Origin of the sequence: Psychrobacter sp. TB15 (genome assembly GCF_000511655.1) — a bacterium.
Lineage (GTDB): Bacteria > Pseudomonadota > Gammaproteobacteria > Pseudomonadales > Moraxellaceae > Psychrobacter > Psychrobacter submarinus.
In genome coordinates this window covers 56594-72751 of the sequence record NZ_AYXN01000008.1, presented here as the reverse complement: position 1 = coordinate 72751, position 16158 = coordinate 56594, and the positions used below count along the sequence as shown (strand labels likewise).

Genomic DNA, 16158 nt, shown 5'->3' with positions numbered 1-16158 from the left:
CCCTGCAGGACCCGTTAGACCGATTGTGCCATCAGCGCCATTAATCGCCACGCCAGATGCACCGTCTGCGCCATTGACGCCGATGAAGCCATCTACACCATCTTCACCGTCTTGACCTGCTCCACCAACATTGAGGTTGTCGCCCAATGCAAAGTCGATTTCATTATCTGCCACTGTAGTGACGATACTGCCATCTGCACTGGTGTATTTGACCGTATCACCAAGTTTGACTTTGTCTTTAGTTTCATTAGGGGCTAAGGAAGCATTGTCAGCCGTGATGTCGAAACCTAAGTCAGTGATAGTGCCACTAAGCCCTGACAACTGTTCTTGAGTAGCCGCTATGCCACCAGTATAGGTCGTTGTTGGATCAAAGGTTCTATTGGTTAGACCTGAGATTGTACCCGTATTACCATTGATACTGACAGGATTGGTTGTGCCAACTTGAATCATGTCAGCTAAGCCAAGTTTAATGCCATCACCTAATGGTAATGCTGTGGTAGTCAGATTGCTATCGGTGTCAAGCTTGATTTCTTCACCTAAAGCAAAGGTACGTTTTAAAGTGCCACGACTGCTAGCATCGTTTACGTTAAACTTAATACCCTTGGCAATCTCATTATTTGTCTCATAAAGTTGGCCACCATTAATGGCATCCTTACTGTTTAGACCTATCAGTCCATCATCAACGTTAACAACCTTCTTATTACCAGCATTGACACCGCCACTCTTAGTGATGCTTGGACCATTCAGGATGGTCAAACCATTACTAGTTAAAGCTGCGCTAGAAGGATTGAATGGATTTAAACCTGTTACTGTGACACCTGCACCACTGACCGTAGTAACGCCACCCGTTAGCAATCCACCTGTCACCATGCCAAGGCGATTAACGTTAGTGCCACTTAACACGTTACCTGTGGTGACAGTGCCGTTATTGCCTAAATCGAGATTGTTATTAAGCACGACTTCAACTTTGCCACTGTCTACTTGCGTAGTAATGTTGCCATTAGAGCCTATAATATCTACTGTCTGACCTAGGTTCTTCTGAACTGTATTATTATCAGCAGCCTTGATACCGAAGCCTAAAGTGGTTACGTCCCCGATGGCATTGTTTAGATCGCCGATGTTGGCTGCGTTGTTCTGATCATTTAGATCTGTTAGTGAGCCTCCACTGGCTACCCCTGTAATCTGGTTGCCACCGTTATGTAAACCAGCATCGCTTAACTGTACGCTGCTACCGCCAAGGAAGGTAACACCATCATTATTACTCATTACCGTATTGCCAGTAGTCACACTATCAAGACCGGTTAGGTCTTTTGCCAGCTTGACGGTTAGAGTCTTGTTGGTATCGTTAGCAACTACACCGATATTGTTATCTGACAAATTGGTCGCCCCGCCTTTTACTGTGAGCGTATCGCCCATTTGGCGGGTGACGGGGGTGCCAGTATCCCCATCAAACTTAAGCCCTTGATTCACTACTCCAGACAGACCTTTTAATTGCGCCACGTTTACCGCGTCGCTATCATTGGTACCTGCAGCTACATTGACGATCTGACGATTGCCGCCCTCAGCTCCATTTCCTACTGAGACAGCACCATACCTTGCACCACTTTGGGTAGCTTTGATAGCGGCATCGCTACTACCGGTTGGATCATAGCCCATAGCACCACCTGCTACATTGGCCACTGACCCTGCCCCAAGTGCTACTGAACCTTCAGCGACGGCTGAAGACCCCATACCAAAGGCAGAAGAGGCATCACCGGCTGAGCTGGAACGCACACCAACAGCGGTAGATAGCGCACCCTCAGACAGTGCTTTTGCACCAATGGCGATGGAGGCTGCACCATCCGATTCTGTGTTTACCATATAAGGCGGTGACTCAACAAGGCTACTACCTGTATAGGCTGTAAACATAGCTCCAGCATCTGCTGAGGCAGCATCTAAATCATCACCACCAATGGCGATAGAAGAATTACCACTTGATACAACGTTGGCACCAATGGCGATAGATTGCTGACCACTAGCTACGGTGTTCTGACCACTCTCACCACTACCAATGGCAATGGCTTGACCACCTGTAGCACTGGCGTTGCCGCCCATAGCCATAGAGTTTGGTCCCTGTGCACCATCGTTGTTTTTGTTTCCTGTAGCACCACTTTTTACACTGTAGTACTTGGTTTTGTTGGCGATAACTGTACCACTCAAATCATCAATTGCTTCGTTAGTAGCATGTAACTGACTACCATTGATGGCATCAGTACTGTTATCACTAATACGTCCAGCAGCTACATTAGTAACGGTACGTTCTGCACCTACAGATCCGACACTTACTGTGCCTTTTGGTACAGCTCCAGCAAAAGTATACGTTCCGTTAGCTAGTACAATGCTAGATGTGCCAATGGCCGCAGCTGTTTTAGAGAACGATCCTAAGGCTACTGAGTCTGCATCCTTAGCTTCAGAGAAACGACCCAATGCAGTACTATCTTTACCACTAGCTTTTGCATTAGTGCCAACAACGGTTGCACCTTGACCTGCGAAGCTCTGAGTACCTAATGCTACTGTTCCGCTATTTAGGGCATTTGCATTCATACCTAAAGCAATGCTATTACGACCAGCTTGAGCTTTGTTACCAACAGCTGTTGCATCGATAGCTTTAGCGAATGCATTAGTACCAATCGCCGTCGCACCCTCCATTGCAGCTTTCGCTTTATGACCGAAGGCGCTAGCCTCGACAGCCGTTGCTTCAGCTTCAAAACCAACAGCTGTAGCGTTTTCACTTTTAGCTTGAGAGAAACCACCTAAAGCCATTGCACCTGATCCGTCTGCTTTAGAGCGACGACCTAAAGCAGCACTGTTTTCGCCCCGAGCGTTAGCAGTAGGACCAACCGCTGTAGCACCTAAACCTTCGGCGTTACTCTTGACGCCTAAAGCAACTGATTCGCCGCCTTTAGCCTTAGCTTCAAAACCTGATGCTAAACTGCTACGAGCTGTAGCTTCTGCGCCAGAACCGAAGGCACTAGCTTGGATACCAATAGCTTTAGCGTTTTCTCCAACACTGGTTGAGCGGTCACCGTTTGCTATAGCATTAGAGCCAACCGCCAATGCATTGGTACCTGTTACTGATGTAGTGTATGGCTGCACATTACTTGAACGGATAGGGAAGTCGATGTCACTAATCGCTTCGTTAGTGGCATGTAACTGACTACCGTTGATGGCGTCAGTACTGGTTGCACTTACTTCGCCTGCAGCTACGTTAATTATCTGACGTTCGCCATCAACAAAACCAACACTCATGACACCATTTGTAGCAGAGCCTTTACCGGCATAACTATAATTCGTTCCATTAATGGTGATGCCAGTTTCAGTCGTAGCAGCACGATCAGTAGATAAATGACCTAGCACAACGCTGTTGTCTTGTGTTGTGCCAACATTATTACCCAGAACAAAAGTATTGTTATTAGCAATATTGTTGTTATTACCCACCGCATAACTACCAGTGCCACTAATAATATTAGGGTCACCAAAAGCACCTGAGTTGTCGCCTGAAACCACATTACCAGTACCAACACTGATGGACTGCTTGCCGCTAGCAATAGCACCATGACCCATAGCAATAGAATCATCCCCTGTCGCTTCAGCATCTTGCCCTAATGCCATACTATCTTTAGCAGACGCTGTGGAATTTAGTCCTAATGCTATAGCGGCAGTATCACGACCAGCAAATGCATTGCCATTACCAGAAGCTGTGGCTCCATGCCCTAATGCTATACTATTATTGCCCACTGCTTTAGCCTCTCGTCCTAACGCAGTACTATATACTCCAATCGCTTCGGATTGGCTTCCTATAGCGGTTGAGCCTTTCTTTTCAGCCTTAGACCTCTCTCCTATCGCAGTAGAGGCATAACCCGCTGATGCGCCATATCCTACCGCCGCAGCATTATTATGGTTGGCATTAGCTTGATGACCTAGAGCAACTGAGCTTCTACCTTTAGCTTTTCCATTAAAGCCAACTGCAGTACTCCATTTTCCCTCAGCGTTCGAAGCAGAGCCAACTGCAGTGGCATCTAAGCCTACTGCGTTAGCATTGACTCCAGCTGCCATCGCATTATTACCAGTCGCGCCATTGTTGTTGTAGTTGCCCGCGGTCGGATCTGTATTATTGACACTATAAAAGTGCGTTTTATTAGCCACAACCGTATTATTCAATTGTTTCAACTGAGAGACATTCACTGCATCAGTGTCCGCACCACCCGCAGCAACATTGGTTAAGCGCCGCTCATTATCTGCACTACCGACACTGACCACATTGCTACCAGTTGCGGTTCCTACAACACTAGTTGCGCCAGTAGGGACAAAGCTAGTGACCGTAGAAGCTGTGACAGTAGAGTTATTACCAATACCAACTGCACCGTCTAAGCCCGCTGCGACAGTAACGTTATTACCGACCACAAAGGCGTTATCCGCATCGATGATATTGTTATTACCAACCGCATAACTACCTGTACCGTTGATAATATTAGGATCACCAAAGGCACCTGAGTTATCGCCATTGACGATGTTACCTGTACCAATTGCGATACTATTAACACCGTTCGCTTTGGATCCGTCTCCGATAGCCACACTAGAATCACCACTGGCAGTAGTATTATACCCCAGCGCTACAGTATTCTTTTTAAGTGCTTTAGCCGCGCGTCCTAAGGCTGTACTGTACTCTCCAGTCGAGACAGACTTGCTTCCTATCGCTGTTGACCCTTTTTTGGTCGCTGTTGCGGCATCTCCTATCGCAATTGCAGCATAACCCGCGTTAGCAGCATACCCTATCGCAGTGGAGTGTTTATTACTAGCATTAGCTTTATAACCTAAAGCAATTGCGTTTCTATCTTTAGCTTGTGCTTTATAACCAATCGCAGTGCTCCGCGTACCTTCAGCGTTAGAGTTTGTTCCTAGCGCTGTCGCATTCTCACCCTCCGCTGACGCATCAATTCCAGCTGCCATGGCATCAACACCAGTCGCACCATTGTTATTGTAATTGCCACGAGTTGAATCTGTGCTATTTACACTATAGAAGTGCGTCTTGTTAGACACAACTACATCACTTAAATCTTTAACAGACTCGTTAGTAGCATGTAATTGGCTACCATTAATACCGTCCGTACTGGTTTTACTTACTTCGCCACTAGCGACATGCTTGATTTGACGCTCACGCTCTTCTGAGCCAACAGAGACCTGTGCTCCTTTATCATTGGTCGCGCCAGCGTAAAAATAATCCTTATTACCAATAGTAAGCTTCTCTTGGTAAGTTGCATCATTAAGCGTAGTAGAACCTGCACCTAGTGCCACCGAACCGTCTTTACTTGCTGATGACCCCATACCAAAGGCAGAAGATGCCTGTCCTGATGAGCTTGAACGTACACCAACAGCGGTAGATAAGTCACCTTTAGACAGTGCTTTTGCACCTATCGCTATAGAGGCGGCACCATCTGATTCTGTGTTTACCATATAAGGCGGTGTCTCAACAAGGCTACTGCCTGTATAGGCTGTAAATATAGCTCCAGCATCTGCTGAAGCAGCATCTAAGTCATCACCACCAATGGCGATAGAAGAGTTACCACTTGATACAACGTTGGCACCAATGGCAATAGACTGCTCACCACTGGCTAAAGTGCGCTGAGCGGAGCCTCCTCCTACACTACCAATAGCAATGCCTTGACTACCAGTCGCACTGGCGTTTCGACCCATAGCCATAGCGTTGACACCCGTTGCACCTTGGTTGTCATCGTTGCTACCGCCCATTGATTTCACGCTGTAGTACTTGGTTTTGTTGTTCGAGACAGCATCGTTTAGATCACCGATGTTGGCTGCGTTGTTCTGATCATTGGGATCTGTTAGTGAGCCTCCACTGGCTACCCCTGTAATCTGGTTGCCACCGTTATTGAGACCGTTTCCACTTAAGCTGACGGTGCTACCACCTAAGAAGGTGATGTTGTTCATGTTAGTGAGGTCTTTGGCCAGTTTAACCGTTAAGGTATTGTCACTATCGTCAGCTACCACACCGATGTTACCACTTGACAATGCCGTGGCGGCGCCGCCTTTGACGGTGAGTTTCTCACCCAATTTACGACTGACCGTATTACCTGTATCACCATCAAAGTCGAGCTCTAAACCTGCAAGCCCCTTAAGTTGGCTGACGTTCACCGCGTCGCTGTTGTTGGTACCTGCTGCAACGTTGACAATCTGACGACGAACCGCTGCTTTCTCGTTGGAGGCAGATCTACCCACACTCACAGCACCAGTCGTACTTTTTGTGGCTGTGATGGCAGCATTATTATTACCTGTTGGATCATAACCTGTGATGCCACCTGCGACATTGGCAGTTGAGTATGAGCCTAAAGCGACACTGTCCTCTTTTAAACTTTCTGCACCGCTACCTAAAGCGATGGAGTCTTCGCCTTCCGCTAAAGTCTGCTGATTGATTTGGTATGTGACGCCTTCTTGATCACCCTTCTTCCCAGCATTAGCAATATCTGCAGAGCCAATAGCAATCGAGCGGTAACCTTCTGCTCTAGCAGAATGACCGACTGCTAAAGAGCCTGTACCCGTAGCAGAAGCAACATTACCGATTGCTTGAGCAAAGTCAGCTATTGCGGCAGATTGACGACCTAAAGCAAGTGACGTATTACCTTTGGCTAGGGCAGCGGGCCCAATAGCGAGCGCTGCTACATTGTCAGATTTTGCTTGAATACCTAAAGCTACGCCTAGATTCCTGGACGAAGCATGCATGCCTATCGATGTACCTGCCTCTTTAGCTTTGGCGCCAGTACCAATCGCAGTAGAGTTAAAATCCGTATTTGTATCAACAATAGGAGGTTTGTTATCAGGATTTTCTCTATCATAAAAATATATATTAGGATCAGATGATAAGTCTGCAACAGAATCGCAACCCACTGCGACACTATCAGTCTTCCCTGCTATTGCGCTTGTACCACAACTGGTTACGCCAGTGGCTACTGCACCATTTACTCCAGTAGCAGAGAATACCTGTGGCGACATAGTAAGACCAGCCGCTATCAGTCCTATTCCTATGGTAGATAAACGAAAAAAACGAGTAGAAGAAAGGTTAGAAGTGGTATTAATGCTAGCATTCGCGCTAACGCTGGATTTGGAAGATTTGCCGCGTGTTTTGGCGTATTCACCCACTGCGGTGAAGCAATTTAAGGCTTCATTCCATATGACTTTATATATGCGGTTCATGAGCTGAATTCCTTTTCAGAGTTGGTGCTAGCATTAGATCGGCACCAAGATAATGTAAGTAGATAAGCTGAGTTAAGGAATTAGCGGTTATAAGGCACTTATTAATTAGTACTAAATGGTATAAGTAGATATCACCGTTTAAATACCAAAAATTACTCACTATGCTCTTAACCCTTCTGCTATTTAAGCAGCCTTGGAAAACTTACCTACTCTATATATTAACTTTACCGAATATAAAAGCAATGCCACTCAAACCAAATTTACAACCGTCTATCCGTTTATGTGAATATATAAATGAGAAACGAGCTAATTAGGTCTAGATAACTATGTCTATAAAAGAAAAAGTAAGAGAGTTAAAGGCTTTGAAGCTACAGGTTAGCAGTAATGCCTTTATGACACACTTCTAAAATAAGGACGATGAACCGGATAAAGTTGCAGATAAGAGGTATCGGCTATTTTTAGCTAAAATTTTTTATAAAATATAAACCGTTTATCCTCAAAAACGACCTTCTATAATTTTTTATAGATTAACTAAGAATGACTTGAATGATAATTACAGGGACGTTAGAGCTAATTAACTATCTTTGATAAGGTTTAGATAAGGAGTAGGTAGGAGTTTAATCAACACTTTATTTAGGAGTTAGTAGGCAGGTTTTTTATAATATAAAAATCATATAACAGGCCGGTATGCTGTCTGGGAAGTGTTAGATAAGAATAAGTGTGGTAACGAATTATATTAGAGAGAATAGTGATCAAGAGGAGAGTGGAATGGGGTGAGTCTAAGTATAGTCATTTCTAGTGGGTATAATAAATGCTTATCTATTGTTTTTTGCTTGAGCCTGCTATTGGAACTAGCCGTTTAATAGTATAAAAAAGTGCTTAGTAACCTAGACAGACGAGGTATCAAGCACTGTTTTTTAATAAGTAGTAACATACTATCTAATTAATATTAGGTTACTTTAGGCTTTGACTGACGCAAAAACATCAATAAATGCCCCTTAAAGGGCTGATCCAGATAGATCGTATCTATAGGTTTTTGCTGCTCACTACTAAACCCTTGTTCCTCCATCTTAGCGATGAGTTTGTTTTTCCGGCCTCGTCCCGGATCGACGATGATGACCTCGCAGTTTGGCTTAGCATGTCGTCCAATAAAGCCTGCCAGTAGCGCCACGTGCGGCTCTTCATAGAGCAAATCGCTACCGATGATAGTATCGAATAGACCCAAATCGCTTTTATGCTCTGACCACTCCAAACGCTCAAAAATGATACGCTTATTGCCATTGAGCTCTGCATTTTTGTCTAAGAAATACTGCACTGCTGGATGGTAGTCCGTCGCGGTGATATCTGCTTGACGATGATTGAGCAGCAGGCTTGAGAGCGCCATACCGCAGCCAACCTCCAAGATGCGCTTGCCTGCTATATCGTACTCTAGCATATGATGAGCTAGTACCAAGCTTGATGGCCACAGCACCCCAAAGATTGGCCAGGAGGCTGAGCAGATACCCAAAGTGGCTGCTATACCGTCCGGATCGCTATACTCTTGATTGTCGCGTAAGGTACAGACATGAATATCTATATCGCCAAACTCAAGCGTTTGATAACGTAAGCGTACATCCATAGGGGTAGTTGGATCAGTCGGAGTAGTCATAGCGGATCCTAAACAGAGGGGAAATGGCATAGGGGAGTACATGGAAATGGTTAAGGAAGATCGAACAGTAGGGAAGGTTGCACTATGCCTAGTGACCTAACTCAAAGCGATGACTGAGTCAGGATAAAAACTTAAATAGAACCGTTAATACAGCATACTTTTAACAATGGTAAAAAGGAGTGATAGGGGGGTATTTATAACAACTGCAGCTTTACTCGCTAATAAGCAAACACAGCTAGGATAGTATGCCCTATTATGCGCTGAGTTGTCGCTATTTATTAGCCTAAGTTTTTATAAATAAACCATTTTTTTAGAAGGTGGCTTGCCGATAAGAGTAAGACAGGGTTTTGAATGTTACAACAAAAAAAGCCTTGCGCATCTTCTTTATTGATAGAAAATGCTCAACGCTTTTTAAAAAAAGTTCAATCATTGTTAGACTAAGCAGTCTTTTAGACGAAGTAAGCTCTAGGATAAGTAGATTAGGAGAATTGATAAACAGGCAGTCTAGAGTTTCATTTCTAAGCTTCTGTCGTTTCAAACTTTAGCCCTGAGGTTTTGATACCCCAAATCAGCTCAACGAAGGCACGGTTATTGGTTAAGGGCTCACCATCGATGATGACGGCATAACCATCATTATCAATCCACAAAAACACAAAGCTTGTCTCAGGGATGAGCAGATCCACTTGTTGAAAGAACGAGATGGCGCGGCTATCCAATGACCAGCCACGCTGCTGCTGCCTAAGCATAAACCCTGAAAAGTCCGCCGCCGCGACACTCAGCATATCCGCTTCTTCTTGACTATAACCAATCCGTGCCAAACAAAAGCCCTCATCTGAGGCGATAGCAGCACGGCGCTTGCCTGAGAGGCTAGCGACGACATATGGCAAAAACTGATCTAGCGGTAGGTTAGGCGCAGGTAAAAAGGTTGAGAGCTTCTCAATAAAGCCCTGCTCAACGAAACCCTCAAGCCACAGCTCAGGAAACGCTTTGAGCCAATCGGCGACTAACATAGTCTCTCGGTGCGATAACAGCGCTTGTAGAGCCAATTGCATCGCCGTAGGCTTGGGCTGTGAGAAGGCTTCAAAAACGCCCGCTGGGGTCAACGTGATATAGGTTTTTTCGGCATGAGCAAAACTGGACATAAAGGTAACCTTATTTGTAGTGCGTATCTAGTTGCTGAGTGAAAAAGTGAGATAAGAGCTCAGAAGGAGCTAAGCTGTAGTTAGGCGTCTGTTGCTACTGATGCGACTTGGGTTTGCTCCAAGTGCTCTTGACAGCTTTGCCAGCGCTGATCGAACTGCCAGTCGCTCTTACCTAAACGAAACCAGACGATAGAGAAGGCGAGACGATCGTTACAAGCTAAGCAGTGCGCAAAAAACTCGTTCTCTATCTGCTCGATAGTGCTCCAGTCCTCATTATCGCGCGCGCTCATCAGCTCAGTGGTGATGTTCTTAGCGATCTCTTTCGCGTCATCGCTACTGATACGCAGGCGGTGCGTATCGACATTGAGTGAAGGGGTAATCAGCACGCTCCAGCGCGTGGCAAACTCGCTGCTATGCCGGATATAGTCAATCTTATTAATACAGTTACGAAACGCGCGCTCTATCTGCGGATGCAAGCGGTTCTGGATACGGATAAATATATCCTCAACATCATAGGGAATGTCGTACCAACAGCCATAAAAAAAGTCAGCGACCGCGCCTTGTAGCGGCTCTTTTTCTTTGAGGAGCAAGGCGGCGTTGATGCGCTGCTCATGATAATAGCGATTATTGGGCGCAGAAAATATCTTGCGCGAATAAAAACGAAAATCATGACGAGCAGTTGCTTCTTGCATCGCGGTGGTAGAGAGGTCATTCATAGCAGTATCCTAAACTAATCAAGCAAAGTTTCCATTAGATCTATCATAAACTCGCCGTCTTCTTCGCTCATAGCCTCAAACCCTTGCGCCATACCGAGCTCAGTGAGTACTTCTTTGCCATCTTCGTCTTTATGTAGGTTTAAGATCGCATCCATCAAGACTTGACTATCAGCAAAGCCTTCTTTGACAAGTAACACATGACTGATATCTGCCAAGTCGCTCTCGATTAGTACTGAGAGCTGAGCTTTGGTCAACCTTGAGAAGCTATGAAAGATCTCAGCTAAAAAGAACCCGACTTGCGCCTCGCCTTTGATGACTTTGCGCGCCGCGGCTTGGTAAGTTTCAGTGATATCCCAGCTCAGATCAGGCTCCATGATATCGACCGCCTCGAGCAAACGTAGGCCAATCAGTTTGACATCGCGGTTATTGGCCATTGCGACGGTCATCCCAGTAGTAACGTGCTCTAAACTGCCAATCTCGCCATTACTTGCAGCAGCAATGACCATCTCGTCTGACTTACCAATAGGACGCGCCACGGCGCGATAGCCCTGCTCACGAATGAGGGCCGCAGCATCGAATGGATTGGCATAAATGACTTGAATATCACCTTGAGCGATAATGTCTTCTTGCTCAGCATGAGCTGCTGGCATATTGAGATGCATATTGATGTTGGCGCGTTTTTGGATCAACGTGTTGAGCATGTGCCAGCCTGCAAACCGCTCAGGTGAAAAATCAGGGGCGATTAACATATTATGTGTCGTCATGATTTAACCTTCCTCATCTTGTTTCATTTGCGCATATTGCGTGGTGGCATCGGCTATCTTACTGCGTGATGGCTTACGGCGTACTGACGTATAGCCGACAGTCTCACCGCGGCGAACATTTGGTACAACGGTGGCGTAGACCCAGTAGTGGCTGCCATCTTTACATAAGTTCTTCACATAGCCATGCCACTTTTGGCCGGCTTCAGCGGTACTCCATAGATCTTTATAGGCCGCTTTTGGCATATCAGGATGACGCAAAATATAATGCGGTTTACCGATGAGCTCATCGATATCATAGCCACTGATCTCAACAAAAGCGTCGTTGACGTGGGTAATGTTACCCGCCAAGTCAGTACGCGAAACAATGAGTTTGCCATCGGGATATGGGCGCTCAATCCCAGTATCATAGATGATGCGTGATGCGCCGTCATGATAAGTCATGGTGATAGGTTCTGCAGTAGCGTCGGGCTTAGTGGCATCCGGTAGGGAAGCGACCATAGCAATCTCCTTTATTTAGCCTAATCATAGTGATGTCGTCATTACTATGGCAGGTACTATAGTGATAAATATAAAGTCAACAGGTGAAAATGAGCGGTTAAATTAGTTTGGCTAGTGCTTCTGAAGCGCGCTTGATGTCCAAAAATATCAGCCCAAGCTTAGCGTTCGGCTTTGCCATGACGGTTAAGACCGCCTCGTCACCAGAGGAGGTCATAATGACGTAGCCTTTTTCGCCCTGAATCATAATGCGATCGATACTGCCACGAGCAAGCTCACGGCCTGCACGGTCACCTAATGACAGCAGCGCGGCAGACATAGCGCCAACCCGGTCTTCGTCAACGCCAGTCGGTAATGCTGAGGCAATCATAAGGCCATCGTTGGAGATTAGTGCTGATGCTTCGACGTCTGCTGATGAGCTATTTAGGTCTTCCAAGATTTGTTGGAATGAATCTGTACGCATAACTTTTCTCTACAATTGGTGGTGAAATAAACATTAGGGCGTGTTGAACATTCGACCATGGCACTGACAGCGACTATTTTTTAGGCGATTCGATGTTAAAAATAATAAGTTTAGTCATTCTAAGCGCTTATTTTTAACGATGAAGCGGCAAAAAAGAGTCCTGTCCCTGTTGTTGTCGTGAGGGCTGATGCTAAAATTGCCCCATACTGCGTTACAAATCTCGCTAAGGCATCTGCATTATCGTCGCTTTGTGCCTTGTCTGGAACAATTTTAGCGATCAGCAGTGCCTATTTGCGAATGCTCAACACGCCCTAGATAAAAGATAAATAGTCTGGCAAACTAGACTGAGTATTATAAACCCTTACTAGCATTAATGATATAGATTGATGGTCTGGATATCTTAATGTTTGCTATTTTCTTACCTTTTATCTTGTTTTATTAACCTTTCGTGCGTTTATAGCTGCTTGAATAATTGACAAGTTATATATGAATTTGACAGCTACAAGGATAAAAATTAGTATAAGTTGTGCGTCTGCACTGCTATCAGTAATGATCACGGCTTGATTGAGCAAGGTTATAATGTGATGTAGCACATCTTTTGTTCACAGTTATAGCTTAAGCGACAAGGTCTAGCATCACTACAGCAACTTGCTTGTCAGCCGTTTATCTATCGCCATCTAGCTATTGTCAGCAAAACAACATGACCGCCGAGGACTATTATAACTTCCGATGATATGGTTATTTACTAGACTCATACGCGCAAAAAATGATATATAGTCGTATCGAAACTATGGTTTCATTAATTCGATTTCATTAATTTGATTTCATCGGTTTTATCCTTTTGGTCGTCAAATAAACGCTTGGAGCGCCTGCTAAAATTGTCCTTTAACAGACTCGCTTTAATAGACTTGTTATAGAGCAATGAGCAAGCGATGAACGCCACGCTATTGAGCGACCAAACTCGGATGTGTAAATACCTTGAATATACTAGTACAAGGATCTACATAGGTCGCCGTGTGCTATTCTCTCTTATTCTAATAATTAATCCTACATCGTTATGGACAGTACCTTGCTTGTAGTGCAAGCAGGTGATAGCACGACACCGTTATACCATGATCAATTATAGAATTATCATCTCTACTTTAAGGACGCTATATGAGTATCAGTCAAGCCATCGAAAAAGTCGAAACCCGCTACGCCCATCAGCCCGAATTTGTACAAGCCGTAAAAGAAGTTGCGCTTACTATTGCTCCTTTATATGACGCCCATCCTGAATACGAAAAAAATAAGATATTTGAACGCTTAGTAGAGCCTGATCGTATCCTTGCTTTTCGTATTAACTGGGAAAACGACAAAGGTGAAGTACAAGTCAACCGCGGCTGGCGGGTACAGTTTAGTAATGCGCTAGGGCCTTATAAAGGCGGCGTCCGTTTTCATCCTACCGTTAACCAATCGGTACTCAAGTTCTTAGGCTTTGAGCAAATCTTCAAAAACGCTTTGACTGGTCTGCCAATAGGCGGCGGTAAAGGGGGCTCAGATTTTGACCCTAAAGGTAAGTCTGACAGTGAGATTCGCCGCTTTTGCTACGCCTTTATGCGCGAGCTGCATCACTACGTCAGTAAAGACATGGACGTACCTGCAGGCGACATCGGTGTCGGTGGCCGTGAGGTCAGCTATATGTTTGCCATGTACAAGAACTTGACCCATGAATACAGCGGCGTGTTAACCGGTAAAGGTGTCGGGTTCGGTGGCAGCTTGATGCGTACCGAAGCTACAGGGTATGGCGCAGTGTACTTTTTAGAGAACATGCTTAAAGTACAAAACGAGAGTATCGAAGGCAAAAGAGTATTAGTCACAGGCGCCGGTAACGTCTCACTACATGCTGCCGAAAAAGTAGTGATGCTTGGCGGCATAGCTATTACTGTCTCGGATTCTAAAGGCACTTTGTACGACGAAAGTGGCTTCGATCAAGAAAAAATCGACTGGCTGAAGAAGCAAAAAGATCAAAGCAAGCCTTTGGCCGACTATGTTGATAAGTTTGGCGGTGAGTGGTTTGCAGGCAAAAAGCCTTGGCACATCAAAGGTGATATCGCTATCCCATCAGCGACGCAAAACGAAGTCGATGAAGACGATGCTAAGATGATGGTCGACAATGGTATCAAGTATGTGGTGGAAGGCGCGAACATGCCACTCACTGCCGAAGCGATCGATCATATCCGTGAGCACCGCGTCCATTATGCGCCAGGTAAAGCGGCCAATGCTGGCGGTGTTGCGGTATCAGCGCTTGAGATGTCACAGAACTCTGTACGTCAGTACAAGAGCTTTGAGCAAATCGATACGCGCCTAAAAAACATCATGAAAGATATCCATGACAGCGCTGCGTCTGCTTCTGACAAATACAACCAGACCGATAATGGTTATATCGACTATATGGCAGGTTCAAACATCGTTGGCTTTAAGCGCGTTGCTGATGCGTTATGCGCTTATGGCATCTTGAACTAATAGCGGCTTAGCGTAAGCTTGCTATCTGTGAGCTTGCCTAAATATTAGTATACAAAAATATCGCGCTTGGCTGTTTAAAAGCCAAACGCGGTATTTTTTGGTTTAGAGTTTGGGTTTATTGAATTTATCATTTAAATAAACGCTAATACTGACGGATAATTTTCACCCCAACAGGCGGCGTAGCGAGCTCTTGACGCTCAAAAGCCCAATTATGACCTTCCCAAAAGTGCGCCGTCTTGTCGTCGTCATTAAAGCCAAGCAGCAGTATCTCTAAAGGCGCGATTGTTTTTTGTAGATGATTTATACTCTGCAGGCGCGGCACTGCCTTGCGAGCCGCTAATAGCAATCGATACAACAAAAACCCAGAGGTCGGCGCTGAAGAATGGATGTCAGCAAAGCTCGGATAGTCAGCGACCACCGGATGCTGCTCGGATAGTACGCGGCAATACTCCGTGCTATCAAAGATAGCCTTTAAGTCGTTCGTCATACTCAAGACTCGCTTGTCGCTGATAGGATCATCGTTCGGTTTAGGGTCATCAGCAGGGGTAGGGAACTGATAACTGATATTACTAAGAAAAATACCCAAAGTGGCCTGCTGCGCTATCTGCTCGATTGCGATTAAGTTATTGCTTCTCGGCGGCAAGCCAAAATGCAATTGACTATCGCCAATCTGCCTAAAAAATAATAGCTTAGGTAAGGTTTTGGCAAGTGCATGAGTGGCAAAGAAGTCAGCATGAATGAAGTCATTGAACAGGACTAAGATATCGGTAGGCTTCAGAGTTTGCTCTAACGTTTCGATAGTGATTGAGGGGTTGTTAGCCATAATGACCAAGCGTTTTTGGCTTAAAAGTGCTTTTTGTATCGTTGCAGGTAAGCTTTCATACGCAAGCGCCGAGATGTCCGTATTATTGCTATTATTCAAAAGCAGCTCAGAGTTGTTGTTAGCGTTATAGCTGCTAGGACTAGCATAAGATAAATCTGATAAGGCAGTTTTCATAGCGGGCTTAATTCTTAGAAGGTTAAGGAAAGATATAGAGGGAAAGAAAGTGAGTATTTTGAGTAAAGTTATGCAAGTATTTTTATCCGACTACTTATGGAAACATCAATAATAACAGTCCTAAAATGGGCGCGTTATTATAGCATTTACAAGTAGCAAGCAGCAGCCAGCTACATGTTACATCAC

General features: G+C 45.2%; 9 protein-coding genes. 1 reads left to right on the top strand and 8 read right to left on the bottom strand.

The features are described 5' to 3' along the window. From W234_RS0101445 to W234_RS0101410, 7 genes are all read right to left on the bottom strand, one after another. On the bottom strand, positions 1 to 7245 hold a 7245-nt coding region (locus tag W234_RS0101445), incomplete at its 3' end, for an ESPR-type extended signal peptide-containing protein (protein ID WP_037058610.1). A gap of 949 nt (positions 7246 to 8194) precedes the next feature. Beyond that, complete coding sequence (locus tag W234_RS0101435; RefSeq protein ID WP_025644046.1) at positions 8195 to 8893, bottom strand: class I SAM-dependent methyltransferase; 699 nt, start codon at positions 8891 to 8893, stop codon at positions 8195 to 8197. A gap of 518 nt (positions 8894 to 9411) precedes the next feature. Beyond that, on the bottom strand, positions 9412 to 10035 hold the full coding sequence (locus W234_RS0101430; protein WP_025644044.1) for a hypothetical protein: 624 nt from the start codon (positions 10033 to 10035) through the stop codon (positions 9412 to 9414). 80 nt (positions 10036 to 10115) lie between these two features. Continuing rightward, the gene (locus W234_RS0101425; RefSeq protein ID WP_025644043.1) at positions 10116 to 10751 is read right to left on the bottom strand and encodes a hypothetical protein; all 636 of its coding nucleotides are present in this window, start codon (positions 10749 to 10751) and stop codon (positions 10116 to 10118) included. A gap of 14 nt (positions 10752 to 10765) precedes the next feature. Continuing rightward, positions 10766 to 11515, bottom strand: a complete 750-nt coding sequence (locus W234_RS0101420) for a PhnD/SsuA/transferrin family substrate-binding protein (RefSeq protein ID WP_025644041.1) — start codon at positions 11513 to 11515, stop codon at positions 10766 to 10768. A gap of 3 nt (positions 11516 to 11518) precedes the next feature. Further along, a complete protein-coding gene (locus W234_RS0101415; protein ID WP_025644039.1) occupies positions 11519 to 12013 on the bottom strand; it encodes a PAS domain-containing protein in 495 nt (164 codons plus the stop codon). A gap of 97 nt (positions 12014 to 12110) precedes the next feature. Then, positions 12111 to 12473 carry a roadblock/LC7 domain-containing protein gene (locus W234_RS0101410; RefSeq protein WP_025644037.1) on the bottom strand — a complete coding sequence of 121 codons (363 nt, stop codon included), beginning with the start codon at positions 12471 to 12473 and terminating at the stop codon, positions 12111 to 12113. A gap of 1155 nt (positions 12474 to 13628) precedes the next feature. Here W234_RS0101410 and gdhA point away from each other — a divergent pair. After that, positions 13629 to 14975, top strand: coding sequence for an NADP-specific glutamate dehydrogenase (gene gdhA / locus W234_RS0101405; RefSeq protein WP_025644035.1), 1347 nt, complete (start codon positions 13629 to 13631; stop codon positions 14973 to 14975). A gap of 142 nt (positions 14976 to 15117) precedes the next feature. Here the strand turns inward: gdhA and W234_RS0101400 are convergent, their stop codons facing one another. After that, positions 15118 to 15972: a hypothetical protein gene (locus W234_RS0101400; protein ID WP_025644033.1), complete on the bottom strand. Its 855-nt coding sequence runs from the start codon at positions 15970 to 15972 to the stop codon at positions 15118 to 15120. Positions 15973 to 16158: the final 186 nt, after the last annotated feature.

Coding starts and splice junctions, on each gene's coding strand:
- W234_RS0101435 (WP_025644046.1), bottom strand. CDS start 8,893: ATGACTACTCCGACTGATCCAACTACCCCTATGGATGTACGCTTACGT.
- gdhA (WP_025644035.1), top strand. CDS start 13,629: ATGAGTATCAGTCAAGCCATCGAAAAAGTCGAAACCCGCTACGCCCAT.
- W234_RS0101425 (WP_025644043.1), bottom strand. CDS start 10,751: ATGAATGACCTCTCTACCACCGCGATGCAAGAAGCAACTGCTCGTCAT.
- W234_RS0101400 (WP_025644033.1), bottom strand. CDS start 15,972: ATGAAAACTGCCTTATCAGATTTATCTTATGCTAGTCCTAGCAGCTAT.
- W234_RS0101420 (WP_025644041.1), bottom strand. CDS start 11,515: ATGACGACACATAATATGTTAATCGCCCCTGATTTTTCACCTGAGCGG.
- W234_RS0101430 (WP_025644044.1), bottom strand. CDS start 10,035: ATGTCCAGTTTTGCTCATGCCGAAAAAACCTATATCACGTTGACCCCA.
- W234_RS0101415 (WP_025644039.1), bottom strand. CDS start 12,013: ATGGTCGCTTCCCTACCGGATGCCACTAAGCCCGACGCTACTGCAGAA.
- W234_RS0101410 (WP_025644037.1), bottom strand. CDS start 12,473: ATGCGTACAGATTCATTCCAACAAATCTTGGAAGACCTAAATAGCTCA.